The organism is Aquimarina spinulae (genome assembly GCF_943373825.1).
Taxonomy (GTDB): domain Bacteria; phylum Bacteroidota; class Bacteroidia; order Flavobacteriales; family Flavobacteriaceae; genus Aquimarina; species Aquimarina spinulae.
In genome coordinates, this window is the sequence record NZ_CALSBP010000002.1 from 1,881,391 (window position 1) to 1,906,992 (window position 25,602).

Below are 25,602 nucleotides of genomic sequence, written 5' to 3' on the forward strand. Positions count from 1 at the left end.
AATTATATTTTATACTTTTAAGACGATCCCCTAACAAATGAAGATGATTAACTTTAGTAAAAACTTACTCCTTCTTGCTCTTCTCATAATAAATTATAATGTGTTCTCTCAGAACACACAAATTGTTCTAAATTCTTTACAAGGAAAATGGTTAATGTGTAAAAGAGTCCAACCTAGAGCTTATTGTGGTCCTAACCTTAACAAAGAAAAATGTGATTATCAAATCGAAATCAAAGAAGATGGATTTATTTTATATCAAAACAATAAAGAGGTCGATTATGGCGAATTTGAACTAGAACACCATTATGATCACGTCTATATTGTCTATTTTTATTCCTTCTTAAGTGATGAAATTTTTGAACTATTAGATGATGACGTAACTTTACATTTCAAAGAAAACAACAAAGAACACTTTTTCGTTATGCCACATAAACATGATTATCAAAGAATGTGTTCATTAAAAAAGATATAAACTACGCCTTACATCATCCTAAGATTAATTACTTCTTGTTCTGTAAGTATTCTCCAATGACCACGAGGTAAATCTTTTTTGGTTAATCCTGCAAAGATTACTCTATCTAATTTAACTACACTATAATTAAGGTGTTCAAAAAGCTTATGAATAATTCCATTTTTAGCAGATTGTAACTGAATCCCTATTTCGTTTTTAGAAGCACCTTCTATATAAGAGATTTCATCTACATTTATAAAACCTTCTTCCAATTTGATTCCATTCTCTATTCTCTGAAGATCTTCAAATTTTAGGTTACGTTCTAATTCTACATGAAATATCTTACGAATTCCACTTTTATGATGTGTTAATTTCTTTTCTAAATCTACATCATTGGTAAAGAGTAATAATCCGGTTGTATTTCTTTCTAGTCTACCTACCGGTTTTAGTACAGATTTAGATGCATTTGCTACTAGATCCATTACCGTTTTAGTTTTCTCAGGACTAGTGCTCGTTACAAAACCTTTAGGTTTATTAAGGAGTACATACTCTTTTTTATGAGGGGTAATGAGTCGTCCATCAAACTTAACCTCATCGGTAAGTTTTACTTTATATCCCATTTCGGTAATGGGCTTACCATTTACCCATACACTTCCTGTTTTAATATATAAATCGGCATCTCTTCTAGAGCAAACACCAGAATTAGCTACATATTTATTAAGTCTTATCTCATCAGAATCGGTGAGTTTTTTTGGTGCTGCATTACTAGCTTTTTTTGCTAATGCTTTACCTCTTACATAAGGTTTATTTCCATAATTAGATTTACCTTTATCATGTGCATTCGATTTACTCTTTCCTTTTCCTTCCTGTTTTCTGCTAGTTTTCCCTTTACCAGAATTATCTCCACGATTCATATCTTAAATTTTGTGCAAAGATAATTGTTTAAAGCATAGGTACAACAACTATTATTCATCAAACCGAACTGTACTTTGGCGCTTTCTATTTATATGTAATTGGGTCACATCTGGTCTCGAATAGTGCCCAACAGGGTCAAAATTCTGGCGCTCTTGTAATACCCTGTTAAAATCTAAGGTTTCGATTAAGAGTCCTTCTTGATTTACTACAGGCTCTATTACCCATTCTCCATCGGGACCTGCAATACATGAGCCTCCATTACCTAAAACATCAGGGGCTTTCTTTAAAATCTCATCCAAATACGGCGTAGTTTTAGGAAAATCTTCTGTTCGCATCAAACTAGAAACCGAAATCACATACGAGCGAGATTCTCTGGCAATAAAACGAGTAATATCTTTGGTGTTATAATCACTACCTGGCCATACCGCTATGTGCAAGTTTTCTCCTTGCCCATATAATGCTGCTCTGGGTAGGGGCATCCAATTTTCCCAACAGTTTAATCCTCCAACGGTAAATGCCTTTAATGGGTGTACCAGCAATCCATTACCATCTCCCGGTGCCCAGGTTAGTCGTTCTTCGTATGTAGGTTGTAATTTACGGTGTACAGATCTAATCTCTCCCTTTTGATCAATATATACTAATGATGCATATAAACTATGTCCTCCCCGATCCATCGGTCGTTCAATGATTCCTAAATATATTGCAATATTGTATTCGGCAGCAAGTTCACATATGGTATCTAAATCTCCATTTTCGATAACAATCGAATTCTGAGCATAATGTGCATGAATCTCTTTTTGAATCTTACTGTCGAATTTTGCACCGTCTGTTAATGACACCCAAAACGGATATCCTGGTAACAGCGACTCTCCAAAAACGATAAGCTCTGCTTTCTTAGAAGCTGCCTCAGTAATAGAATTTTCAATTTTTTTAATTGTAGCTGTTTTATCTAACCAAACCGGAGAGATTTGAGCCAATGCAACTGTTAGTAATTGATCTTTCATGAAAATGTATTAATAGTATATATTTATTCCTAATGATCACTTGTTTTTAAGAGATTTTCAAAATATGATTAACAAATAGTTAACATATAAAAAATTGATTTGCAACACATTAAACATCATAAAAGTGATATGGTAAAACCTTAACTTAACCTTATGGTAACATTAAAATTCTATTAAAAACCTATAAATCGGCATTATTATGATACAAATATTAAGGATTTACTATTCTATAACCAATTTTATATCCATTCTTAAAAAGTAAACATATAAAAAGTATTTATTCTGCAAAGTTTAATTTACGTTAAAACATATGCCTTTTAACATAATCGTAATCATTGTAATACATTCTAATAAAATAAAAAACAAAAATAATGGAGTATTCGACTCTACATTTGTCCTGTACAATTAAAACAAATAATAGTTCAAGCTCAAATCTTAAAACACAAAAAAATGAAAAAGTTAACAATTTTATTCGCAGTATTCGTATTAGGGTCAACGCAAATTTTTGCTTCAAATAACCCTGCTAATTCAGAACAACAATTAAGAAACCAAATAGCAACTCTTCTAGAAAACCCAGGGTTTAAAGTAGACAAACAACAACTTAAGGCTAATATCGAATTTACTTTAAATGGTGAAGGAGAGATCGTAGTTTTAACCGTAGATTCGGAAGATCTAAATGTAAAAAGTTTTGTAAAATCAAGATTGAACTACAAAAAAGTAGATTCAAAAATATCAAACATAGGAAACAAAGTATTTAAGATTTCTTTAAAAATCTTAAAGTCAGAAAGAGTATAAACTTTCTGTCTATACATGATTAAGAAAGCAGTTGTATGTATTTACAGCTGCTTTTTTTTACCAAAGAATTCTATCCAAGATCATATGCACATCAATTAGAATAATACTAAATGTTCCTGCAACAATAATAAGTTTTAAAATATTGTGTAGCCAAACATAGTGTGTTCTTCCCTTTGATCTCCATAAGCCAAGTAAAAATGCAAAAAGGAGTATAATACATGCATAAAAATACAGGTACATAAATCCTATCTCATATCGAGTGAGCAGTAAATAAATAGGAACGCAAGAAGCCAAAACCAAAACACTTACTATTCTTTTTGAGACTAATTCACCATACACAATAGGTATCGTTTTATAGTTCTGAGCAAGGTCTCCTCTTAAATTTCCTAAATCTTTAATCATTTCTCTCATGATCAACATCAAAAACAAAAACGTTGCATGAACAAAAATAACTTCGTCAAAGTTTTTATAATAAATGAATACAGCAAAAAATGGAGTTATTGCCAATAGAGAAGCGATAATATTTCCAATAACAGGAAATTTCTTTAGTTTATGAGAATAGAACCATATCCCGAAAATATATAAAGAGAAAAAAATAACTGCTCTAAAAGAAACATAACTGGCACATACCACAGAGAGAAAATTAAGGACAAAATATCCCGTGAGTTTTGTACGTTGACTCACTAATCGATCCAGCATGGTCTTTTGCGGCCTATTGATTAAATCTTTTTCTTTATCATAAAAATTATTAATGATATACCCTCCTGCAATCACACCGGCAGAAGCCAATACAATAACAAATAGATTTGGATCCAGAATAACATGTCGTAATCTAATCTGAGGTGCTAAAATAAATATTGAGGTAAGATATTGCGCAAATACAATAATCAAGATATTATACCCTCTAACTACAGAAAATAAACTCAATAACTTGAGAAAAATGAGTTTATTTTTTCTGGTAAGCATAACAATGCTTATTAAAAATTGTAGACTACCTCTAACTTATAATCCTTAAGTGAAGCCTGTGCTTTATCAAAATCCTGCGTAAATCCTAAAATATAACCGCCGCCTCCAGAGCCACATAACTTAAGATAATAATCATTGGTTTCTATACCATGTTTCCATAAGGTGTGAAATTGCTTTGGTATCATTGGCTTAAAATTATCCAAAACCACGTGAGAAAGCTCTTTTATATTAAAGAATAGAGATTTAACATCTCCTTTTAAGAAATCATCTACACAAGCGTCTGTATATTTTACAAACTGGTTTTTGAGCATACTACGAAAGCCTTCTTGCTTCATGTTTTCCATAAAAATACTAACCATCGGGGCAGTCTCTCCAACTATACCGCTATCTAATAAGAAAACGGCGCCTTTTTTATTCTCTACACTTTGTGAAGGAATTCCTGCAGGTTCGATATTATCTTTAGAATGAATAAGAATAGGTAGGCTAAGATAACTATTTAAAGGATCCAGTCCAGAACTCTTTCCGTGAAAGAAAGATTCCATAAGTCCAAAAATCTCTTTCAGTTTTAATAATTTATCTCGAGTAAGGTTTTCTAATACAGTAATTTTATTAGCTGCATATTTATCATAAATCGCCGCTACTAATGCACCACTACTTCCTACTCCATATCCCTGAGGAATACTACTATCAAAATACATCCCAGAATTGATATCTAAATGAAGTTTTTCAAAATCAAATTTCACAATTCCTTTATCTTGAATCTCTTCGAGATAGGTTGCAAAATTTTTAAGATTTTCATTGGATTGTATAGCCTCTTGATCAGGTGTTTCTGATACTTTTAATGCACCTTTAAAAAAATTATAAGGTATAGAAAGACCTTTAGAATCTTTAATAATACCATATTCTCCAAACAGAAGTATTTTAGAATAAAATAACGGTCCTTTCATCTATTTATTTATATTGTTTTAGAGGTTAGATAAAATCTTTGACGATTACAATAATCATAACTTCGTATGATTAAAGATTTTTTAATCGAGTTCATTTTATCATCTCTATAAATAGTTATATCTAATTTGTCGCCTTACCAGGATAAAGTTACACTATTTTTGCACCTAATCCTATTTTGTCACAAATATACTGTCCATTCTGACAATACGCAACTAACTCGTTGGTAATGAAATCTAAAACTTGATTTTTTTCGGTATTTGGGTACAACACATGAACATTTGCTCCGGCATCTAGTGTAAAACAAACTTTTGATCCTGTTGTTGTGCGATATTCCCAAATTTTATGAATAACAGATAACGTATTAGGTTTCATTAATATAAAATAAGGTAAAGAAGTCATCATCATTGCATGTAGTGTCAACGCTTCACTTTCTACTATCTTGATAAAGGCGTCTAAATCCCCCGAAATTAATATCTCTTTTAATTTAGTAACATTGCCAGTTGCTTGCTCAAATCGTTTTTCTGCAAAAGGATGACCGTACATTAGATTATGACCTACACTACTACTTACTTGTTTTTCTCCTTTATCAATTAATAAGATTGTATCCTGATAAGCATCAAAATTTTGATGAACTGGAAACGGAAACGGTATTGCATATGCATCACTACTCTGGTTTATATCTGAATGTTTTCCCCAAACGGTAACTGGTCCTTCTATACTTCGGCATGCACTCCCCGAGCCCAAACGAGCCAAAAAAGAAGATTTTTGAAGACATTCTGAATCTGAAATATCCGGGTTTATCTTTTTTTCTAACTGCATTAAGCAATATGCCAGTGCACTCATCCCACTAGCTGATGATGCAATCCCACTACTATGCGGAAATGTATTACTGGTTTCTATTCTGAACGTATATTGCTTTAGGAAAGGAAGATATTCTTGAATCCTTTCAAAAAAACTTTGAATCTTAGGTTTAAAATCTGGTTTAGGTTTTCCTTCAAAAAAGAGTTCAAAATCAAAATCCTCTCCTGCATCATCTCGTCTTTTATATGCTAAACTTGTTGTTGTTTTACAATTATCCAACGTAAAGCTAATCGATGCATTCTCAGGTAATTGCACAGGTCTTTTACCCCAATATTTAACTAGAGCAATATTACTGGGTGAGGTACAAGTTACTACACCTTCTTCGGGTAATTTTGAAACTATAGGTAAGGTAAATTCTGGATAATCCGACATAGTATACAATGATTTTAAGCAAAGATAAGTGTATCCTATATTTTAATCTGTTTTATGTATTAGAAAATCTGTTATAGACCGAAATTATTTGAAACATTATTGCTTTATTTTATTTTTTAATTTAATTCAGGTATTATCGATAATCGTGCAATACTAAAATTAATAAAACACGAGTATGTGTTGTACTTTTAAAATTCTAATGCATAAAGCGGGTTTAAGCGCATTGGTAGTAAAAATAAATTGCTATTTTAGTACTGCGCTAACTTGTTTCAATGAAAAAAAAGTTATTTCGTATTGGTATTGCGGTATTGGTATGTGGTTTGATCGGATTTTTGAGTAGTATTGCTACCCAAACTTCTGTTAACACGTGGTATGCTGCTTTAAATAAACCTTCTTTTACTCCACCAAATTGGATCTTTGGACCAATGTGGGTTCTGCTGTATATTATGATGGGAATTGCGGCCGGAATTGTTTGGAGCAAAGGCTTTTATCATAAATGGGTAAAAACTGCGTTATATCACTTTGGATTTCAATTGTTACTCAATGCAGCGTGGTCTATTTTTTTCTTTGGACTACAAAATCCATTGATTGCATTATTGGATATAATTGCCCTATTTATCCTATTACTGTTTACCATTAAATGGTTTACCGTAGTAAATTCTACCGCTGCCTACCTACTTATCCCTTATGTTGTTTGGGTTGCTTTTGCGACTGCTTTAAATTTTGGCATATGGCAACTAAATTAAACCAGGAATAAGGAATATGATTTTTTATGAGTAAAAAAGCAATAGTCTTACAGACTACTCTAGAATTAATAACTAAACAAGGTATCCATGCCACTTCTCTTTCTCAAATTATTAAAGAATCAGGCGTAGCAAACGGAACTGTATATCATCATTTTAAAAACAAAGAAGAGATCATTACAGAACTCTACTTAATGCTTACCCAGGATTTTGGCACTGTTGTTATGCGTAATACCCCAGAAGACGACATAAAGAAACAATTTACCGTAATGTGGCTTAATCTGTTCTATTATTTTGTCAATAATCCTCTTGCTTTTATATTTTCTGAACAGATTGCACGTTCTCCAGAAATTCCTCAATCTTTAAAAGATAAAGCAAGGCAATATTATGGAGAAATCGAAAGCTATTTCAAAAAAGGAGTAAAACAAAAGGTTTTTAAATCTTATAACACTCTAATCATGGAAGAACTCTTCTTTGGCAATGTGGTATCACTGGTAAAGATTCATGAGAATGAACAAGTAAAACTACAGGAAAAACATATCAATCAAGCTATTGAGATTTCCTGGAGAGGTTTTCTAAAGGATCAAACAATTATTTAGGGCAAATTAATTCGATAGAAATTATTACAAAAAAAAACACATCCTACTGAAAAGCAGGATGTGTTCAACTTAGTATTGAACTCGTTTCATGCATTTAATTAAATACAATATTTACACAAGATTCTTTATATAGGTTTTTAAGCGCAAACTCTACCGCTTTTCGAGAATTACTCGTTTGCCCAATTAACCCTCCTTTATAGGTAAGTTTTCCTGTATTTTCATTCCAATAATACTCTTTACTATCAGATTTAATAATACGTTTTTTGTCTTTGATCATTACTTGAAAAGCATTGAGTTCCTGGCTATATTCGAGGCCAGATGGGAAATATACTTCGGCAATAAACTTAGTAGTGCCTTTCTCATAAAAATAGCAAACACATTCTCCTATATCTTTTGCTTCAGAGACCCGAATCATATTATTTTGCACGATCTTCCATCCGCCATTAATACGTATAGCAACCACATCCATTAACATAGTTCCCTTTTCGGCTAGTCTTTTATCGACAAATGATTCAAAACTGATAACTGCAGAAATAGTTCCTGCTCTTTCTTTTTGACTTTGAAAAACGATTTTATCTATGGTTAATCTAAATTGATAATTATTATCATTAACAATATCACTTAATTGAGAAGAAACATCTTTTTTGGTGTAGTTTTTTCTCACTAGAGTTCCAGATAGATTAACATAGACAGTATTTCCTCTATATTTTTCGTCAAACAAATTCAGTACATCTTCTTTTTGGGTTCCCTGGGTTAATGCATTCATTTTATCGATATAATCTACCAATAACTTTTTTATAGGGTCATTCTCATTAAATGCTTTAACTGGGTGAACACTACTAAATAAAAATATAAGGATAAGAATAAAAGTAATTTTTTTCATAGTGATGGGGTATTAGTTAAACCTTATTAAGGTACGAAAAATTACTCAGAATCGCTAATTTTAACGCACTATTCCTTATCTCAAATTACTTAATTCCAATAACTTAATTACTGTTTTTAAAGTTTTCGACTATGGTATTATATTTCATTTTTTCAAAAACTATCCAGATGTGATTGCTTTTGCTGCAATAAAAGCTCCGGTCCATGCATTCTGAAAATTAAACCCTCCTGTAATTGCATCTATGTTTAACACTTCTCCTGCAAAATATAAATTATGACATTTCTTGCTTTCAAAAGTTTTAAAATTAACTTCTTTAAGATCGATTCCACCTGCAGTTACAAATTCTTCTTTAAATGTACTTTTCCCTTTTATCATAAAAACTCCTTGTGTAAGCTGTTCTGATAATGTTTTAAGCTGAATTTTACTCACATCGGCCCAGCGTGTATCATTTCTTATTTCCGAAGCCAAAATTAAACTCTGCCAAAGTCTTTTTGGTAATTCAAATTGAGTGTATTTACTTATCTGTTGTTTCGGATATTGATTTTTTAACGTTTTAAGTTCCTCAAAAGCCTCCTGCTGTGAATAGTTCTGAAGCCAATTCACTATAATTTCAAAATTATACTGGCATGCATTTAGCTCTATAGCCCCCCAGGCCGAAAGTTTTAGAATTGCTGGTCCACTCATCCCCCAATGCGTAATTAACAATGGCCCCTCACTCGATAGTTTTGAATGTTTGACCTGTACTGACGCATTTGTTACCACACCTGGTAGATTTGCAATTCTTGGATCTTTACTATTAAAAGTAAATAACGAAGGAACTGCATCAACGGTCTGATGTCCTAAACCCTGAACTATTTTCCAGATTTTAGGGTTACTCCCTGTGGCAATCATTAACATGGTAGTCCTAAAATCTCCCTGACTGGTTTCTAAGAGCCATTGTTCATCTTCTTGATAGAAATTTTTAACGGCATGGTTTTTTAAAACTTCAACCCCATATCGTTTTGCTTCCGACAGAAAACAATCGATAATCGTTTCTGAAGAGTTTGAAACTGGAAATATCCTACCATCATCCTCTATCTTAAGTGCTACTCCACGACGATCAAACCATTCCATCGTATCACCTGTCATAAATGTATGAAAAGGTCCTTTGAGTTCTTTTTCTCCCCTTGGGTAATTTTTACTTAATTCGTTAGGGATAAATTCTGCATGAGTTACATTGCATCGCCCACCGCCAGATACCCGAACTTTGGACAACACTTCTTTTCCTCGTTCCAGAATAGCTATTTTTAGTTTTGGGTCATTTTCTGCCACATTAATAGCTGTAAAAAAACCAGCTGCACCGCCACCAACAATTATTAAATCATAGTTCATCATGCAAAATTCGGAAAATCTGTGATGATACCCTCAACTTTCCATGATTTTGATTGCTCAATTCTATATTAAGTTCGCATTACCTATCGATCATATTCAGCACTTCGCTCAATGTAGGTATCATAAATCTCTCTTTTGTTCAAACTGTCGCAACTCCTGTAAAGTATATTATAATACATTTCCTTTACCATTGATAGTTCTATCCAGAATTTCATCATGAGTAACTACCAATTCTTTACTTTTACAACAATGCATCAATCTCGACACCATCTACTTTATAACACAAGGTTTCGGTGATCCATTCTAATGTATTTTCGGTGACTAAAAACCTGCTCCACTATGATGCCCTAATATTTTCACTTATGTCCCTTTGAGCTTGTCGAAGAGCATATTTATTATTTTACATTTTAATTATATGTTATTATATTGATATCAAAGAAACTAAAATTCTTACTTTTACAACAATTTAACATCACCCAAAGGTAACAATCTGTTATTATAGTACATGAACCTATGAATACTACCGAGGATCACAAAATTTTGGAAGGTATCGTCACCGGAAATGAGGTTGTTATTACTACATTTTATAGAAAAAACCTACCTTATATAAGGCAATACATCCTACAAAATTCTGGTAATGAAGAGGATGCCGAAGATGTATTTCAGGATGCGTTGATTTTGATATATCAGAAATTAAAAACAGATTCTCTGGAGTTACATTCTTCATTACGAACCTATTTTTATGGGGTTTGTAAAAATATGTGGAGAAACAGATTACGAAAAAACAAAAAAATGATCATCACAGAAAAATTACCTGAAGATGCAGAAATAATTACCCCTACAGTGATCCAAGATATAGAATATAAAGAACGAGAGCATGTGTATCGCAGACACTTCTTAAAGCTAAGTGATACATGTCGTGAAGTATTGAGCTTACTTTTTCAAGGAAATAGCATGAAAGATATTGCACATATCACCGGATATTCTGAAGGATATACCCGAAAGAAAAAATTTGAATGTAAACGATATCTAATAGAAATGATCGAAAAGGATCACGCCTATCAAGAATTACAACTAAACCCTGAAAAAGAATTATAGTATGGAAAGAACTCCAGAAATATTCGATAAAATAGAAGGGTATCTTTCACATACGTTACCTGAAGAAGAAATAATTGCTTTTGAAAAGGAATTAGCTACTAATCCAGAACTGCAAGAAGAAGTTGAAAAGCACAGGGTTCTCCATAAAACCTTAAGTGATCAAGATACTTTAGGTTTTAAAGAAAAATTAATGCAGATTAGCGCTACTATCAAAGAGGAACAATACAGTCCTTCTGCCAAGACATCTGCTCCTTATTGGAAAATTGCAGCATCTATTACTATACTACTGGGTGTAGGAATGCTATTATGGTACACCTATATCAATCAGCATAATAATACTCAAGATTTATATGGCGCCTATTATGAGCCTTTTCCTGTAGAAGACGCAATGAGAGGTAATGCCAATAATGAAGAAATGCAGAGTATTGTAAAAAACTATGCTAACGGTGCTTATGACTCTGTCGCTGTTGTGTTAGAAAAACACCCAAATTTAGACAACCAACTACAACTATACCTGGGCAATAGTTACTTAAATATTGATCAGGAAGAAAAAGCTGTTTCTTTATTTAAAGACATTAAAAGTAGCGGTAAGTATTATGAAGTTGCGAAATGGTATTTATCCCTCACCTATTTAAAATTAAATACTCCTAAAAAAAGTATTCCACTTCTTAAAGAAATCATTACTTACAATGGAGCATATAAAGATAAAGCTACAAGGCTACTTAATGTCTTAGAAAAAAACAGATAATATTTTTCTCCATAACAACCTATATTGAACTGTATAGATAAGAAAGGATTCTGAAACAAAATCAACACAATTCTATAAAACACTTATCTCTTTTCTCTCTCACTATATACTATAGTTAAAACATTTGTTTTTCGGCACATCGTATTCATAACTATAGTACTCAGAACAAAACATTTATAACTAATCAAGCTAAAAAAATATTACCCGTTAAAAAAATAGAATATACGAGGTAACAAAATTTTATGTCATGACATAAATATATGAACCCCATATATATTGATTAATCTAATAATTCAATCTTCACTCTAAAGAAATAATTATGAATGTTATCATCAAACACGTTGAGCTTATGAATCGAATCGACCAACTAATTCGTTTAAAAGCTACAGGGAACCCTGTAGAACTAGCAGAGCGATTGGGAATTTCAAAAACAAAGCTCTATCGCATCATCAACATTATGAAGGAACTAAATGCTCCTTTAGAATATGATATCGATCTACAAAGTTATGTTTATGTAAAATCTGTAGGTTTTAAATTTGGATTCTTTATAAAAGAAAGAAGTACAAAGGAATTACACTCTTCTGTTGGATAATAAGATTATGATCTATTAAATCAGGTCATTCTTTACAAAAAAACTGAATACAGTATAAGTTTATGTATCACTGAACCGGTCCAAGCCATTTGAAAGTGGGTAGCCAAATGGTCCTTGACTGGTTCAGATTAATAAGTTATAGCTATTTATTTTCAGACAACTTCGATATAAGAATTTCAGTGTTTCTTATTTAAAAGCAGGCATTCCGGTAATATCCATTCCTGTAATTAGTAAATGTATATCGTGTGTTCCTTCATAGGTAATCACACTTTCGAGGTTCATCATATGACGCATGATACTATACTCACCAGTGATTCCCATTCCACCAAGAATTTGCCTGGCTTCTCTTGCGATATTAATCGCCATTTCTACATTATTACGTTTTGCCATAGAGATTTGTGCACTAGTAGCTTTACCCTCATTACGCAACACTCCTAATCGCCATGCTAATAATTGTGCTTTGGTGATTTCTGTAATCATTTCTGCCAGTTTCTTTTGTTGTAATTGGGTTGCTCCAATAGGTTTATCAAACTGAACGCGTTCTTTTGCATATCTTAAAGCAGTATCATAGCAATCCATAGCCGCACCAATTGCACCCCAGGCAATACCATATCGTGCAGAATCCAAACATCCCAGTGGTGCACCAAGACCACTTTTACCCGGTAATATATTTTCTTTTGGCACTTTTACATTATCAAAGATTAACTCTCCTGTTGCAGATGCACGAAGCGACCATTTATTATGTGTCTCTGGAGTTGTAAATCCTTCCATACCACGTTCTACTACAAGGCCATGGATTCTTCCTTCTTCATTTTTTGCCCAAACCACTGCAATATCAGCAAAAGGTGCATTAGAAATCCAAAGTTTAGCACCATTAAGCAAGTAATGATCTCCATTATCTTTAAAATTAGTAGTCATCCCACTAGGGTTTGATCCATGATCTGGTTCTGTAAGACCAAAACATCCAATAAATTCTCCAGATGCCAGCTTAGGTAAATACTTTTTTCGTTGTTCTTCAGAGCCGTATTTCCAAATTGGATACATCACCAATGAAGATTGTACAGAAGATGTAGATCGTACTCCAGAATCTCCTCGCTCTATCTCCTGCATAATCAAACCATAGCTAATCTGATCTAATCCAGCACCACCATACTCTTCGGGTATATAAGGCCCAAATGCTCCTATCTCTGCAAGTCCTTTAATAATCTGTGTAGGGAATTCTGCTCGCTGTGCAAAATCTTCTATAATAGGAGATACTTCGCGTTTTACCCAACTACGAGCAGCATCACGAACCATTTTATGTTCATCACTTAATAATTCGTCAATTTGGTAATAATCTGGTGCCTGGAATAAATCTGGTTTCATTTTTTAAAATATTTTCTAAATTACTGCATATAAGTGCAAAACAAATGTAGGTAATGCTAAAAAAGCAAGCAATTTTTTTGACATTTTTAAAGAGATTGATCATTCTCTTATTACATTTAATATTTTTTGACCAAAAAGACATCCAAATACGTTACTTTATTGTATTCATTTCAATAACAAAAGTCAATTTAGTTTTTACAGAGGTTAAAATTAATCGTATCTGTCTACCAAAAAATTTGTGTATAATTTCCGCAGTTCACCTCTTTTTTCTACACAAACAAGACCACTTAAAAGAGAAAATATCTACTCAATAAACACATAAACAATTGTTTATCAGTTACCTACACTTAAAACAATCTCTCTTGTTTCTTCTGGCATAATTATTCTATATATAAATACATAATAGCATTAAAATTTATTAAAACTAAAATTATAATAACAATGAAAAATTTATTTGTATTACCGGTATTAGCTTTTGGACTATTAGTAGGAACTCAAAACATGAATGCTCAGGAAGTAGCTTCTAATGATGATACAGAAGTAATTACTCCTGTTCAGGAAAAATATATAGATCTAGCTGTAGAAAACTTACCTCAACCTGTTCTTGATGCAGTTGCAAAAGATTATGCTGGTGCGACTATCAAAAGTGCTGGAGCTAAAGAAGATGCTTCAGAATTTAGATTAATATTGAAACAAGGTGATAAGGAAATGGAAGTTTTCTGTGATGCTGATGGAAAATGGATCTCTAAAAAGGGATAAACCTTTAATGGTATATAAGAAAAGGTTTAATTTATTGGTGATATAAATTAAACTGTAGAGTGATTGAATTTAGAAAAAGGAAGATGTAAGTCTTCCTTTTTTTATGAATTACATTTTTAGATAAAATGCCTTAGTAAGGTTTATATATGCATCTGTATAGTGATGTCGTTTCGTTTCTATGACCAATTCATTAGCTTCAAAATTCATTTGATCCCGACCAAATAACAACAAGCTTCTTTTTATTTCTGAAGCTGGTGTTCCTTTTACTCTTGTGATTTTTTGCGGAAACAAATTTACCTGTGCAGCTATATCAATAGCACGTATTTCTTCTTTATATGGGATAATCATTGCAAATTTCCCTTTATGCGATAACAGTTTTGATGCTCCGATTAAAAGATGTTCAAAAGGAAGAGCATCTTCGAATCTAGCCATATCTCGTTTGATATCCGACGTTTTATAGTCCTCTGCATAAAATGGGGGATTACTGATTAGCAAGTCGTATTGATCGTCAATTTCTGATACAAACTCCTGAAAAGAGGCATGATAACAAAACAATCTGTCTCCCCAGGGCGATGCCTCAAAATTTTCGACAGCTTGCTCATAAGCATCTACATCAATTTCTATAGCGTCGATCACTTCTGCCTGAGAACGTTGTGCTGTCATTAAAGCTATGATTCCTGTTCCTGCTCCTATATCAAGAATTGAGGTTACAGTATCATTAATAGGAACCCAGGCTCCAAGCAGGACTCCATCTGTACCTATTTTCATGGCACATCGATCTTGATGAACCGTAAAGTCTTTAAATACAAAAGGCTTAGTCATACTATTAATATCTATCGGGATGTAAAATAAGATTAAAGGTACAAATCAATGAGTCCTTCGGGAGTACGAACTGTAATCGTTTTCGACTCTCTATCAATTTTATCAATAAATTCATCATTCATAGGAATAAGAATCTCGACACCATTACGATCAACCTCGAATAAAGCCTGAGCGGTTGTATCATTAATAGCTTTAATGACTCCTACTTCTCCAAAAACAGTATCAATAATAGTAAAACCAATTATTTCGTGATAATAAAACTGAGTTCCTTCAAGTTTTGGTAATAATGTAAGTGGTAAGTACAGTTCTGCTTTCATGAGATCGTCTGCATCTTCTTCAGCATCTATATCCTCAAATTTTATACGTAGTAAATCACTTTTATGGAGTGAACATTTTTCAATAAAAAATGGAACCAGATTATTGTTATAGTTAACAAATACTGATTCCATTTTCGTATAACTTTCGGGCTCATCGGTATCTAATTTAACCAATACCTCACCCCTAAAGCTAAATTTACTTACGATTTTACCTAGATAGAAGCATTCTTCTTTCTTCATCGTCAATAATGCAACTATTCTTCTTCGTTGCTAGCTTTTTCTGTTACCTCTGCTTCAGCAACTTCTTCAGTAGCAGCTTCTTCCGCTTCAGCAGCAGTTTCTTCAACTTCTTCAGCTTTTGCTGCAGCTTCACGTTTAGCATTTACTTCTTTCTCTGCTTCCAAAGCTTTAGCTTTTGCCGCCGCTTCAGCCTTTGCTAATACATCTTTCTTTGCATCAACAGATCCTTCTTTTTCAGATACCCAAGCTTGGTATTTTTCTTCAGCTTGTTCTTCTGTTAAAGCACCTTTTCTTACTCCACCAGCAAGGTGATTTTTTAATAATGCTCCTTTATAAGATAAGATAGCTTTTGCAGTATCAGTTGGTTGCGCACCATTCTGCAACCACTTTACAGCTCCATCAATATCTAAGTCAATACTTGCAGGATTTACATTAGGATTATAAGTTCCTAATTTTTCAAGAAATCTACCATCTCTTTTTGATCTAGCATCTGCTGCTACGATCCAGTAAAAAGGCTTCCCTTTTTTACCATGTCTCTGTAATCTAATTTTAACAGGCATATAAATTAATTTTTGGGTACTCGACCCTGTTCATAATTAAGGGCGCAAAGGTAACTATTTTTAATCAATTCGAATCAACAAATAAAAGTTTATTCTCTGTAAAATAATCATTTATAGAAATAATATACAAAAAAGCAGGTTTACAAACTCTGTTTTTATGATAAAAAACACTTCTTAATCCCGTATTTTATTAGGACAAAATGATATTTTGTGTATTTCATCGATAAAATATGCTTTTTTTCGATGAAAAAATTGTTTTCTTAATATTTTCATCTTATGTTTGTAGGTGTAAACATGTTTTTACGGTTTTTCCGTAAGAAAATCATACTAAAGCCCCAAGCCTATGATTAAAAAAATTACCCCTCTATTGGCAGTAATCTGCCTTTTTTTAACTTCATGCTCTACAGATATCGAAATAAACACACCTGCTTTACAAGCAAAAATTGATGGTGAGTTATTTAGATCATCTATTAAAAAAGCTGTTATTTATGAAGATGGTACATTAGTAATATCAGGAAGCTCGGGAGACAAATCGATAAGCTTTACGACTACATCTACTAATATCGGAACGTATAAGACAGCTCTTCAAACTATAAGCAAGGTTAGTTTTCAAAAAAATCAAACAAAATTCATTTCTAAAGACGGAGAAACCGAAGGCGAAGTGTCGATAACAGAAATATATAACAATGAAATTTCTGGTAATTTTCATTTTAAAGACCTTAAAGATGACAATGGTAATCCAGTAGATTTTAATAATGGATGGTTTTATAGATTACCATTAGAAAATGGTACAATTGAAGAAGAGGTAACTCAAGAAATTAACCCTTGTTTGCTTAATGCATCTTTAACTGCCTTGGTGAATAATACAGAAATGATTACTGATAATCATACTGCCAAATTATTTGGTGTAGATGATGCTTCTATTCTCATTACTGCTACCAATGAAACCGAAGAAGTAAATATTGTGTTTATGGCTAATGTAGCACCAGGCACATACCCATTAACCGGATCTGGAAATTATAGTGCTTCTTACGAAGTAAATAATGATAAGTCCTCTGCATTGTCAGGAACTCTTATTATTACGAGTCACGATATCGAAACCAAATGTATTAGTGGAAGTTTTGAATTTGAAACCAGAAGTGGTTCTCAAATATCACAAGGTTCCTTTGATTTTGGTTATTAATATTTATTACCCCTAAATAATTACCCTACTCGACTTTGCTCATAAAAAGCGATCATTTATGAAATGATCGCTTTTTTCATACACCTACCTTCTTGTATCGATAACACATAAAACTATAGTTAATAATTCTGAATAACTTTTCGAAAATCGAAGTGTCATTTTGGTTATTTTTGAAAGTCCTTTGTAAGGGATAATTTTCTTGAAACACTTCTTTTTATGTACTTAGTCTTTGATACTGAAACCACAGGTTTACCCAAACGATGGGATGCCCCTATTAGCGATACCGATAACTGGCCAAGATGTATACAAATCGCATGGCAGTTACACGACGCTATGGGAAACTGTATCGAACATCAAGATTACCTGGTACAACCTGATGGGTTTAATATCCCATATGATGCAGAAAAAATTCATGGTATTTCGACTGAGTTAGCAACACAAGACGGGATTACACTACAAGAAGTATTAGATAAATTTAATATCGCCCTATCCAAAACCAAATTTGTTGTCGGACAAAATGTTGGATTTGATGTTAATATTATGGGCGCAGAATTCTACCGCCTTGGCCTAGAAAATAATTTACAGGAGCTTCCTGTTTTGGATACTTGTACCGAAGTCACGGCAGAATTATGCCAAATCCCAGGAGGTCGTGGAGGAAAATTTAAACTCCCTACACTTACAGAACTTCATCAGCACCTATTTGGTACCGCTTTTGGCGAAGCACATAACGCTACTGCCGATGTAGAAGCTACTACCCGATGTTTTCTTGAATTGATTCGTAAACAAATTTTTACCATTGAAGAACTTGATGTAGCACCAGATTATTTTCAAAATTTCGTAGAGGCTAATCCTCAAACGATTCAGCTAATAGGTTTAAAACACATAAATCTCAAAAAGGCTTCTCAAAAAATCCAGGAAGCTCTTACAAAAAAAGGAGATTCTGACTTATCTCAACAAGAGATCGATGATAATATTGCTGTTCTGGATAAAGTTGACTTTGCCCATCTGCATAATCATACTCAGTTCTCGGTATTACAATCAACAACCAGTATCCCTGATTTAATAAAAGTGGCTGCACAACATAAGATGAATGCTGTCGCCATGACAGACCATGCCAATATGATGGGAGCTTTTCATTTTGTTCAGGGGGTCTCTAATCACAATAAAGCTGTAAAAGCAGCTAATGCTGAAGCAATAGAAAATGAACAAGAACCCGAAGGGATAGAAATGAAGCCTATCGTAGGCTGTGAATTCTTTGTTTGCGAAAATCACACAGATAAATCCAGAAAAGATAACGGATATCAAATAGTACTGTTAGCCAAAAACAAAAACGGGTATCACAATCTGGCCAAAATGTCTTCTACCGCTTTTGTTAATGGATTTTATTATGTTCCCAGGATTGACAAAGAAGTCATTAAACAATACAAAGAAGATATTATTGTTCTTACCGGAAACTTGTATGGTGAAGTTCCTAGTAAAGTGCTCAATATTGGAGAAAAACAAGCTGAAGAAGCATTACTATGGTGGCATCAGGAATTCGGAGATGATCTCTATATCGAGATTATGCGGCATAACCAAGAAGATGAAAATAGAGTAAACCAGGTATTGGTTCAATTTGCAAAAAAACACAACATTAAACTCGTTGCCTCTAACAACACATATTACTGCGAAAAAGAAGATGCTAATGCCCATGATATTCTTTTATGTGTAAAAGACGGAGAAAAACAAGCCACCCCTATTGGTCGTGGCAGGGGGTATCGATACGGGTTACCCAATCAAGAATACTATTTTAAGCCTCAGGAAGAGATGAAAAGTCTTTTTAAAGACTTACCTGAAGCCATCATAAACATTCAGGAAGTTGTAGATAAAATAGAACCTTTTGAGCTTGCCAGAGATGTATTGTTACCAGCTTTTGATATCCCAGAAGAGTTTCAATCTGAAGAAGATTTAATCGATGGCGGCAAACGAGGGGAAAATGCATATCTACGACATATCACCTATGAGGGTGCGAAGATTCGTTACAATGAAATTACCCCTGAAATAGATGAACGTCTGGATTTTGAATTAAAAGTAATCGAAAAAACCGGATATCCGGGATATTTCCTGATTGTAGAAGACTTTATTCGTGCCGCCCGGGATATGGGAGTCTCTGTAGGGCCTGGTCGTGGATCGGCAGCAGGGTCGGCAGTAGCTTATTGTCTGTGGATCACTAATCTCGACCCTATTAAATACGACTTACTTTTTGAGCGTTTCTTAAATCCAGATCGTGTAAGTATGCCCGATATTGATATTGATTTTGATGATGAAGGTCGAGGTCGTGTTATGGATTATGTAATCGAAAAATACGGCGCAAATCAGGTAGCACAGATCATTACTTATGGTACAATGGCAGCAAAATCCTCTATACGAGATACTGCACGAGTACTAGACCTTCCTCTTGGTGATGCAGATCGCATTGCAAAGCTTATTCCTAACATGTCGAAACTCGGAAAGATTTTTGGTGTGGACGAGGCTATATTAAAGAAAAAATTTAGAAGTGATGAGTTAGAAAAAGTTAACGAACTCCTTAATATTGCCGAAGGTAGTGACCTTGAAGCAGAAACACTTAACCAGGCCAGAGTATTAGAAGGCTCTGTTAGAAACACGGGAATTCATGCCTGCGGTGTTATTATCACACCAGACGACATTACCAAATTTGTCCCTGTAGCATTAGCTAAGGATTCTGATATGTACTGCACACAGTTTGATAACTCTGTGGTAGAAAACGCAGGGTTACTAAAAATGGATTTCCTGGGGTTAAAAACACTAACCCTGATTAAGGACACCGTTAAGATTGTAAAAGCAAAGCATGGAGTAGAATTAGATCCCGAAAATTTCCCTCTTGACGACGAAGAAACCTATGCTCTTTTCCAAAGAGGAGAAACTGTTGGGGTGTTCCAATATGAATCTCCCGGGATGCAAAAATACATGAAGGAACTTAAGCCTACTGTTTTTGCCGATCTTATTGCAATGAATGCCTTGTATCGCCCTGGACCATTAGAATATATACCTAGTTTTATCAATAGAAAACACGGTACAGAAGAAATCATTTATGACCTCGAAGCTTGCGAAGAGTACTTAAAAGAAACTTACGGAATTACAGTATATCAAGAGCAGGTGATGTTGCTTTCGCAAAAGCTGGCAAATTTCACCAAAGGTGAAGCCGATGTACTTCGTAAAGCAATGGGTAAAAAACAAAAAGCCGTACTTGATAAGATGAAGCCTAAGTTTATAAAACAAGCTTCAGAAAAAGGCCATGCAGAAGACAAACTAGAAAAAATATGGAAAGACTGGGAAGCTTTTGCTGCTTACGCATTTAATAAATCTCACTCTACCTGCTATGCCTGGATTGCATACCAGACAGCATATCTTAAAGCACATTATCCTGCAGAATATATGGCTGCCGTACTGTCTAATAACATGAACGATATCAAACAGGTTACTTTCTTTATGGAAGAATGTAAACGCATGAAGCTAGATGTTCTTGGACCCGATGTAAATGAATCCTACCGTAAATTTTCGGTAAACAAAGATGGGGCCGTTCGTTTTGGAATGGGAGCCATTAAAGGAGTAGGAACTGGCGCTGTAGCCACCATAGTAGAAAGCCGAAAAGAAGATGGACCATACAGATCAATCTTTGACCTAGCTAAACGTATCGATCTTAGAGCAGCTAACAAAAAAGCATTTGAAAGCTTAGCTTTGGCAGGAGGTTTTGATTCCTTTTCTGAAACCCATAGAGGACAATATTTTCATGAAGAAGGAGATGGCGTCACTTTCTTAGAAAAAGCAGTACGATATGGATCCAAATTTCAGGAAAGTGAAAATTCTTCGCAAGTTAGTTTATTTGGAGAATCGAGCGATGTACAAATCCCAGAACCCATTGTACCGCCCTGTGAAGAATGGGGAACAATGGAAAAACTAGCCCGTGAAAAAGAAGTAGTAGGAATATATCTCTCTGGTCATCCGCTAGATGATTTTAAATATGAAATGAAATATTTCTGTAATGGTACCTTGCTTAATTTTGCAGATCTCGAAAGCAACATTAATCGTGAAATTTCTTTTGGAGGAGTGATTTCTAACGTAGAACATCGCACATCTAAAAACGGTAAAGGCTGGGCTACATTTGTGATAGAAGATTATAATACAGCCCATGAATTCAGAATTTTTGGTGAAGAGTATTTAAAACACCGTCCTTTCCTGGTCAAAAGTACATTTGTATACGCCAAAGCTTTTATTAAAGAAGGTTGGGTAAATCGTGATACAGGTAAAAAAGGGGATCCCAGGATACAGTTTAATAGTTTCCAACTACTACACGATGTGATGGAAACCTACGCAAGAAAGCTTACAATTCAAATGGATATTAATGAACTTTCTGATTCTAGAATAGACAACCTAAAAGAATTACTAACAGAGCATTCTGGAAATCACACACTTAATTTTGTAATCTACGAAATGGCCGAGCAATTAAAACTGCACATGCCTAGTCGAAAACAAAAAGTAAACATTTCTCAAGAATTACTCGTAGCTCTTGAAGATGAATCTATCTATTATAAGTTAAATTAAACTATATATACGTATAAGTAGCTTGTGATCTATGAAAAAAACTGATAATGAAAAACCGTTAAGTCGAACATAATTTTCCTATATCTACAAAATTATCAGAAACTTCTTGCTTATTACTTTTCTTGTCATAAGTCAAGAATTTTGATTTGAGAACCTATTACATTTGTTGTGAGTATACAACATTACAATAAAGAACATGTACTCAAATAACACCAAGTACAATTGCTTATAACACTATATAATACACAGCAATTTTGTTAGGTATAAAACTCTGTTATGTTAGAAAATTTAGCTCCTTATATTTCAATTATTTTTATTATCACTACATGTATTACTATTTTTTTATTTTATAAAGCATCACATAGTTCAAAAACGGCTTTGTCTCTTATTATAATATGGGCAAGTATACAGGCGATATTAGGATATTCATCTTTTTATTTAGACACTTCACTACCCCCTCGCTTTGGCTTAGCTATTATTCTTCCAGTGTTATTTATCATTCTCTTGTTTTTTATACAAAAAGGAAAGACATTCATTAGTAAGCTTGATATCAAAATACTCACATTACTCCATATTATAAGAATACCAGTAGAGTTCGTATTATACTGGTTATTTTTACACCAATCTATACCAGAGCTCATGACTTTTTCGGGTAGAAATTTTGATATTCTTGCAGGAATAACAGCTCCATTTGTATACTATTTTGGATATATACATAAAATCGCATCTCCTAAATTTCTATTAGGATGGAATTTGGTGTGCTTATTCTTATTATTATTTATAGTGGTAAATGCTATACTCTCCTTTCCTTTCCCGTTTCAGCAGTTTGGTTTTGATCAGCCTAATGTTGCTTTGTTGTATTTTCCATTCGTTTGGTTAGCATCAGTAGTAGTTCCTATTGTATTATTTTCTCATCTGGTTTCAATACAATATCTATCCAAACAACTTAAAATTCTAAAATAATTAAGCTTATATCACTCATTTTTGAGATGTAATTTGCTATAAAGTAATACTTTCATATTATATTTGGTATCAGAAAACCAAATAACCCTATAGTCAAAACAAATATTACTGATGTAAGCTTTGGCAGAATTATTGACTAATTTTGTGAATATTAAAATAATAAGAATTTTTAAACAATAAATAACTATGGCACTAGAAATAACAGATGCTACTTTTGACGAGGTAGTACTTAAAAGTGACAAACCTGTATTGGTTGATTTTTGGGCAGCTTGGTGTGGTCCATGTAGAATGGTAGGCCCTATCATCGAACAAATTAGTGAAGAATATAATGGAAAAGCCGTTGTTGGTAAAGTGGATGTTGATGCGAATCAAGAATTTGCTGCAAAATACGGTGTAAGAAATATTCCTACAGTATTGGTTTTTCAAAACGGAGAAGTAGTAGGACGTCAGGTAGGAGTTTCTCCTAAGAATGTATATGCAGAAGCATTAGACTCTCTTTTGTAGAAGAATAGTATTAAAAAATTAAAAAGGTTTGACATATGGTCAAACCTTTTTTTATGAATACTAATTTTGTAATACGTATATTGTTATCATTAACATATTAAGGATATAGATCTTCGCTTTTTATAAAAGAACATTACTTATGGACATTCAAAAAGAGATTAATAAAACTGGAGGGTTTACTAACCTGGAGCTACTTGCCAAACAAGTCGTAGAAGGTTTTATCTCTGGTATGCATAAGAGTCCTTTTCATGGTTTTTCTGCAGAGTTTGCAGAACATAAAGTGTATAATAACGGAGAAAGCACTAAACACATAGACTGGAAACTTTTTGCCAAAACAGATAAACTATTTACCAAACGGTACGAAGAAGAAACAAATCTAAGATGTCATATTATTATCGACAATTCTTCTTCTATGCATTATCCTTATGTAAAGGAGCATCACTTGGGCTCATTAAACAAAATTAGTTTTTCGATATTAGCAACGGCCTGTTTGATGAATATTCTTAAAAAACAACGTGATGCTATTGGATTAAGCATTTATAGTGATGAATATGATTATTATGCTCCAGAAAAAGGTAGTGAGAGACATCATCAAATGCTACTTAACCAATTAAATCATACTATAGCGAGTACATCCAAAAGTAAAAATACAGATACGTTTAAGTTTCTACACCTGATTGCCGAAAAAATACATCGTCGATCATTGATTTTTTTGTTCACAGATATGCTACAGGCTACCTCTAATCCCGAAAAATTATTTGAAGCCCTTAGACATCTTAAATACAACAAACATGAGGTTATTCTTTTTCATACATTTGATAGCGAGAAAGAATTAAATTTTGATTTTAGCAACCGACCTACTCGATATGTAGATGTAGAAACAGGTGATCATATTAACCTATATGCAGATAATATAAAAGACAATTATCAAAAAGCAGTATCTTCTTATTTTTATGATCTAAAAATGAAATGTGCACAATATGGTATAAAATATGTTGAGGCTGATACCACCAAAGATTTCGATAAAATATTAACCACTTATTTTGTTGAAAGACAGAAATTTACATAAGCTAAATATTATAAAGGCAAAAAAAACAAAAAAAACATTTGCGGGTAATAAAATGAGGTGTATATTTGCATCCGCAATAAGGCCTTGGTCTGGTAGTTCAGTTGGTTAGAATACCTGCCTGTCACGCAGGGGGTCGCGGGTTCGAGTCCCGTCCAGACCGCAAAATTGCAAAAAAGCCTCAATCTTTGTTGAGGCTTTTTTTAGCAAGAAAATGTTGTGTTGTCTCACACTTAATGTGAGAATGGTTTAGTAGTAAACCGATGAGAAGCTTTTCCATAAATTTGGAGAGGCTTTTTTTAATTCAATATAAAAAATGAATCCAATATACACAGTCTACATAATTCAGAGTTTGAAAGATGATTCTTTTTATATTGGGTACTCTGCAAATATTGAGGAAAGAATGAACAAACACAATAGTGGAAACAGCAGATATACTTCCAAAAAAATTCCATGGAAATTAGTCTACACCGAAGAATTTTCTTCAAAAAGCGATGCAATCAAAAGAGAACGTTTTCTCAAAAAACAAAAAAATAGAAATTTCTACCTCAAATTAATTCAAAATAGAAATTGAGATCGTGGGTTTCCCGAGTACTCGGGATCCAGACCGCAAAATTGCAAAAAAGCCTCAACAAAGATTGAGGCTTTTTTTAGCAAGAAAATGTTGTGTTGTCTCACGCTTAATGTGAGAATGGTTTAGTAGTAAACCGATGAGAAGCTTTTCCATAAATTTGGAGAGGCTTTTTTTAATTCAGAGAGTTTTTCTTCACCAAAATTACGCGCCAAAATCAATTTTAAAAATAGAAATACCACTGAATTCAGGGAAACATAACGCATTCATTATCTATATCTTTGTCTGGTAAAATTAAAAAAAT

Annotated in this window: 25 protein-coding genes and 1 tRNA gene; 15 read left to right on the forward strand and 11 right to left on the reverse strand. The window is 33.4% G+C overall.

Going from position 1 to position 25,602, the window contains the following annotated elements:
• Positions 1–37 precede the first annotated feature (37 nt).
• Positions 38–472: a hypothetical protein gene (locus tag NNH57_RS13865; protein WP_108808972.1), complete on the forward strand. Its 435-nt coding sequence runs from the start codon at positions 38–40 to the stop codon at positions 470–472.
• Positions 473–480: 8 nt separating this feature from the next.
• On the opposite strand, the gene NNH57_RS13870 is transcribed toward NNH57_RS13865, so the two are convergent.
• Both NNH57_RS13870 and NNH57_RS13875 read right to left on the reverse strand, forming a co-directional pair.
• On the reverse strand, positions 481–1,365 hold the full coding sequence (locus NNH57_RS13870; protein ID WP_108808971.1) for a pseudouridine synthase: 885 nt from the start codon (positions 1,363–1,365) through the stop codon (positions 481–483).
• A 51-nt stretch (positions 1,366–1,416) separates the two neighbouring features.
• Positions 1,417–2,370: a carbon-nitrogen hydrolase family protein gene (locus NNH57_RS13875; protein WP_108808970.1), complete on the reverse strand. Its 954-nt coding sequence runs from the start codon at positions 2,368–2,370 to the stop codon at positions 1,417–1,419.
• A 450-nt stretch (positions 2,371–2,820) separates the two neighbouring features.
• Here NNH57_RS13875 and NNH57_RS13880 point away from each other — a divergent pair, with 450 nt between their 5' ends.
• Complete coding sequence (locus NNH57_RS13880; protein WP_074407203.1) at positions 2,821–3,165, forward strand: hypothetical protein; 345 nt, start codon at positions 2,821–2,823, stop codon at positions 3,163–3,165.
• A gap of 57 nt (positions 3,166–3,222) precedes the next feature.
• On the opposite strand, the gene NNH57_RS13885 is transcribed toward NNH57_RS13880, so the two are convergent.
• The 3 genes from NNH57_RS13885 to NNH57_RS13895 all read right to left on the reverse strand — a co-directional run bounded on the left by NNH57_RS13885 (position 3,223) and on the right by NNH57_RS13895 (position 6,312).
• Positions 3,223–4,131 (reverse strand): geranylgeranylglycerol-phosphate geranylgeranyltransferase, encoded by a 909-nt coding sequence (locus tag NNH57_RS13885; protein WP_074407202.1) that lies wholly within the window; start codon positions 4,129–4,131, stop codon positions 3,223–3,225.
• Between the two features lie 11 nt (positions 4,132–4,142).
• Positions 4,143–5,078 carry a mevalonate kinase family protein gene (locus NNH57_RS13890; protein ID WP_108808969.1) on the reverse strand — a complete coding sequence of 312 codons (936 nt, stop codon included), beginning with the start codon at positions 5,076–5,078 and terminating at the stop codon, positions 4,143–4,145.
• Positions 5,079–5,226: 148 nt separating this feature from the next.
• A complete protein-coding gene (locus tag NNH57_RS13895) occupies positions 5,227–6,312 on the reverse strand; it encodes a diphosphomevalonate decarboxylase (protein WP_108808968.1) in 1,086 nt (361 codons plus the stop codon).
• 272 nt (positions 6,313–6,584) lie between these two features.
• Here NNH57_RS13895 and NNH57_RS13900 point away from each other — a divergent pair, with 272 nt between their 5' ends.
• Positions 6,585–7,058, forward strand: coding sequence for a TspO/MBR family protein (locus NNH57_RS13900; protein WP_034247056.1), 474 nt, complete (start codon positions 6,585–6,587; stop codon positions 7,056–7,058).
• Between the two features lie 26 nt (positions 7,059–7,084).
• Complete coding sequence (locus NNH57_RS13910; protein ID WP_025663419.1) at positions 7,085–7,654, forward strand: TetR/AcrR family transcriptional regulator; 570 nt, start codon at positions 7,085–7,087, stop codon at positions 7,652–7,654.
• 94 nt (positions 7,655–7,748) lie between these two features.
• Here the strand turns inward: NNH57_RS13910 and NNH57_RS13915 are convergent, their stop codons facing one another.
• Positions 7,749–8,537, reverse strand: coding sequence for a hypothetical protein (locus NNH57_RS13915; RefSeq protein ID WP_074407199.1), 789 nt, complete (start codon positions 8,535–8,537; stop codon positions 7,749–7,751).
• Between the two features lie 159 nt (positions 8,538–8,696).
• Positions 8,697–9,911: a BaiN/RdsA family NAD(P)/FAD-dependent oxidoreductase gene (locus tag NNH57_RS13920; RefSeq protein WP_074407198.1), complete on the reverse strand. Its 1,215-nt coding sequence runs from the start codon at positions 9,909–9,911 to the stop codon at positions 8,697–8,699.
• 510 nt (positions 9,912–10,421) lie between these two features.
• Here NNH57_RS13920 and NNH57_RS13925 point away from each other — a divergent pair.
• The 3 genes from NNH57_RS13925 (at position 10,422) to NNH57_RS13935 (ending at position 12,346) form a co-directional block, all read left to right on the forward strand.
• A complete protein-coding gene (locus NNH57_RS13925) occupies positions 10,422–11,006 on the forward strand; it encodes an RNA polymerase sigma factor (RefSeq protein ID WP_108808967.1) in 585 nt (194 codons plus the stop codon).
• Position 11,007: 1 nt separating this feature from the next.
• Positions 11,008–11,754, forward strand: coding sequence for a hypothetical protein (locus NNH57_RS13930; RefSeq protein WP_074407196.1), 747 nt, complete (start codon positions 11,008–11,010; stop codon positions 11,752–11,754).
• 349 nt (positions 11,755–12,103) lie between these two features.
• Positions 12,104–12,346 (forward strand): hypothetical protein, encoded by a 243-nt coding sequence (locus tag NNH57_RS13935; protein WP_051576040.1) that lies wholly within the window; start codon positions 12,104–12,106, stop codon positions 12,344–12,346.
• Positions 12,347–12,532: 186 nt separating this feature from the next.
• Here NNH57_RS13935 and NNH57_RS13940 read toward each other — a convergent pair whose 3' ends face one another.
• Entirely contained in the window at positions 12,533–13,711 is a 1,179-nt protein-coding gene (locus NNH57_RS13940; RefSeq protein ID WP_074407195.1) for an acyl-CoA dehydrogenase family protein, read from the reverse strand.
• 441 nt (positions 13,712–14,152) lie between these two features.
• Here NNH57_RS13940 and NNH57_RS13945 point away from each other — a divergent pair, with 441 nt between their 5' ends.
• Positions 14,153–14,470: a hypothetical protein gene (locus NNH57_RS13945; protein WP_074407194.1), complete on the forward strand. Its 318-nt coding sequence runs from the start codon at positions 14,153–14,155 to the stop codon at positions 14,468–14,470.
• 108 nt (positions 14,471–14,578) lie between these two features.
• On the opposite strand, the gene NNH57_RS13950 is transcribed toward NNH57_RS13945, so the two are convergent.
• From NNH57_RS13950 to NNH57_RS13960, 3 genes are read right to left on the reverse strand one after another with little or no spacing between them, the layout of a single operon-like run.
• Positions 14,579–15,292: a tRNA1(Val) (adenine(37)-N6)-methyltransferase gene (locus NNH57_RS13950; protein WP_108808965.1), complete on the reverse strand. Its 714-nt coding sequence runs from the start codon at positions 15,290–15,292 to the stop codon at positions 14,579–14,581.
• Positions 15,293–15,324: 32 nt separating this feature from the next.
• The gene (rimM, locus tag NNH57_RS13955; RefSeq protein ID WP_108808964.1) at positions 15,325–15,849 is read right to left on the reverse strand and encodes a ribosome maturation factor RimM; all 525 of its coding nucleotides are present in this window, start codon (positions 15,847–15,849) and stop codon (positions 15,325–15,327) included.
• Positions 15,850–15,863: 14 nt separating this feature from the next.
• On the reverse strand, positions 15,864–16,409 hold the full coding sequence (locus NNH57_RS13960) for a 30S ribosomal protein S16 (RefSeq protein ID WP_074407191.1): 546 nt from the start codon (positions 16,407–16,409) through the stop codon (positions 15,864–15,866).
• Between the two features lie 343 nt (positions 16,410–16,752).
• On the opposite strand from NNH57_RS13960, the gene NNH57_RS13965 reads away from it, so the two are divergent.
• From NNH57_RS13965 to NNH57_RS13995, 7 genes are all read left to right on the forward strand, one after another.
• The gene (locus tag NNH57_RS13965) at positions 16,753–17,592 is read left to right on the forward strand and encodes a DUF6252 domain-containing protein (protein ID WP_074407190.1); all 840 of its coding nucleotides are present in this window, start codon (positions 16,753–16,755) and stop codon (positions 17,590–17,592) included.
• 216 nt (positions 17,593–17,808) lie between these two features.
• Entirely contained in the window at positions 17,809–22,194 is a 4,386-nt protein-coding gene (dnaE, locus tag NNH57_RS13970; RefSeq protein ID WP_074407189.1) for a DNA polymerase III subunit alpha, read from the forward strand.
• A 276-nt stretch (positions 22,195–22,470) separates the two neighbouring features.
• Positions 22,471–23,157, forward strand: a complete 687-nt coding sequence (locus tag NNH57_RS13975; protein ID WP_108808963.1) for a hypothetical protein — start codon at positions 22,471–22,473, stop codon at positions 23,155–23,157.
• Between the two features lie 186 nt (positions 23,158–23,343).
• Entirely contained in the window at positions 23,344–23,661 is a 318-nt protein-coding gene (gene trxA, locus NNH57_RS13980) for a thioredoxin (protein WP_025663434.1), read from the forward strand.
• A gap of 139 nt (positions 23,662–23,800) precedes the next feature.
• Positions 23,801–24,730, forward strand: a complete 930-nt coding sequence (locus tag NNH57_RS13985; RefSeq protein WP_074407187.1) for a DUF58 domain-containing protein — start codon at positions 23,801–23,803, stop codon at positions 24,728–24,730.
• An 86-nt stretch (positions 24,731–24,816) separates the two neighbouring features.
• Positions 24,817–24,890, forward strand: a tRNA-Asp gene (locus NNH57_RS13990).
• A gap of 153 nt (positions 24,891–25,043) precedes the next feature.
• Complete coding sequence (locus NNH57_RS13995; protein WP_108808962.1) at positions 25,044–25,301, forward strand: GIY-YIG nuclease family protein; 258 nt, start codon at positions 25,044–25,046, stop codon at positions 25,299–25,301.
• Positions 25,302–25,602: the final 301 nt, after the last annotated feature.

Excerpts from the sequence above, each read along its gene's own strand:
- NNH57_RS13865 (WP_108808972.1), top strand. The coding sequence starts at position 38 with ATGAAGATGATTAACTTTAGTAAAAACTTACTCCTTCTTGCTCTTCTC.
- NNH57_RS13870 (WP_108808971.1), bottom strand. The coding sequence starts at position 1,365 with ATGAATCGTGGAGATAATTCTGGTAAAGGGAAAACTAGCAGAAAACAG.
- NNH57_RS13875 (WP_108808970.1), bottom strand. The coding sequence starts at position 2,370 with ATGAAAGATCAATTACTAACAGTTGCATTGGCTCAAATCTCTCCGGTT.
- NNH57_RS13880 (WP_074407203.1), top strand. The coding sequence starts at position 2,821 with ATGAAAAAGTTAACAATTTTATTCGCAGTATTCGTATTAGGGTCAACG.
- NNH57_RS13885 (WP_074407202.1), bottom strand. The coding sequence starts at position 4,131 with ATGCTTACCAGAAAAAATAAACTCATTTTTCTCAAGTTATTGAGTTTA.
- NNH57_RS13890 (WP_108808969.1), bottom strand. The coding sequence starts at position 5,078 with ATGAAAGGACCGTTATTTTATTCTAAAATACTTCTGTTTGGAGAATAT.
- NNH57_RS13895 (WP_108808968.1), bottom strand. The coding sequence starts at position 6,312 with ATGTCGGATTATCCAGAATTTACCTTACCTATAGTTTCAAAATTACCC.
- NNH57_RS13900 (WP_034247056.1), top strand. The coding sequence starts at position 6,585 with ATGAAAAAAAAGTTATTTCGTATTGGTATTGCGGTATTGGTATGTGGT.
- NNH57_RS13910 (WP_025663419.1), top strand. The coding sequence starts at position 7,085 with ATGAGTAAAAAAGCAATAGTCTTACAGACTACTCTAGAATTAATAACT.
- NNH57_RS13915 (WP_074407199.1), bottom strand. The coding sequence starts at position 8,537 with ATGAAAAAAATTACTTTTATTCTTATCCTTATATTTTTATTTAGTAGT.
- NNH57_RS13920 (WP_074407198.1), bottom strand. The coding sequence starts at position 9,911 with ATGATGAACTATGATTTAATAATTGTTGGTGGCGGTGCAGCTGGTTTT.
- NNH57_RS13925 (WP_108808967.1), top strand. The coding sequence starts at position 10,422 with ATGAATACTACCGAGGATCACAAAATTTTGGAAGGTATCGTCACCGGA.
- NNH57_RS13930 (WP_074407196.1), top strand. The coding sequence starts at position 11,008 with ATGGAAAGAACTCCAGAAATATTCGATAAAATAGAAGGGTATCTTTCA.
- NNH57_RS13935 (WP_051576040.1), top strand. The coding sequence starts at position 12,104 with ATGAATCGAATCGACCAACTAATTCGTTTAAAAGCTACAGGGAACCCT.
- NNH57_RS13940 (WP_074407195.1), bottom strand. The coding sequence starts at position 13,711 with ATGAAACCAGATTTATTCCAGGCACCAGATTATTACCAAATTGACGAA.
- NNH57_RS13945 (WP_074407194.1), top strand. The coding sequence starts at position 14,153 with ATGAAAAATTTATTTGTATTACCGGTATTAGCTTTTGGACTATTAGTA.
- NNH57_RS13950 (WP_108808965.1), bottom strand. The coding sequence starts at position 15,292 with ATGACTAAGCCTTTTGTATTTAAAGACTTTACGGTTCATCAAGATCGA.
- rimM (WP_108808964.1), bottom strand. The coding sequence starts at position 15,849 with ATGAAGAAAGAAGAATGCTTCTATCTAGGTAAAATCGTAAGTAAATTT.
- NNH57_RS13960 (WP_074407191.1), bottom strand. The coding sequence starts at position 16,409 with ATGCCTGTTAAAATTAGATTACAGAGACATGGTAAAAAAGGGAAGCCT.
- NNH57_RS13965 (WP_074407190.1), top strand. The coding sequence starts at position 16,753 with ATGATTAAAAAAATTACCCCTCTATTGGCAGTAATCTGCCTTTTTTTA.
- dnaE (WP_074407189.1), top strand. The coding sequence starts at position 17,809 with ATGTACTTAGTCTTTGATACTGAAACCACAGGTTTACCCAAACGATGG.
- NNH57_RS13975 (WP_108808963.1), top strand. The coding sequence starts at position 22,471 with ATGTTAGAAAATTTAGCTCCTTATATTTCAATTATTTTTATTATCACT.
- trxA (WP_025663434.1), top strand. The coding sequence starts at position 23,344 with ATGGCACTAGAAATAACAGATGCTACTTTTGACGAGGTAGTACTTAAA.
- NNH57_RS13985 (WP_074407187.1), top strand. The coding sequence starts at position 23,801 with ATGGACATTCAAAAAGAGATTAATAAAACTGGAGGGTTTACTAACCTG.
- NNH57_RS13995 (WP_108808962.1), top strand. The coding sequence starts at position 25,044 with ATGAATCCAATATACACAGTCTACATAATTCAGAGTTTGAAAGATGAT.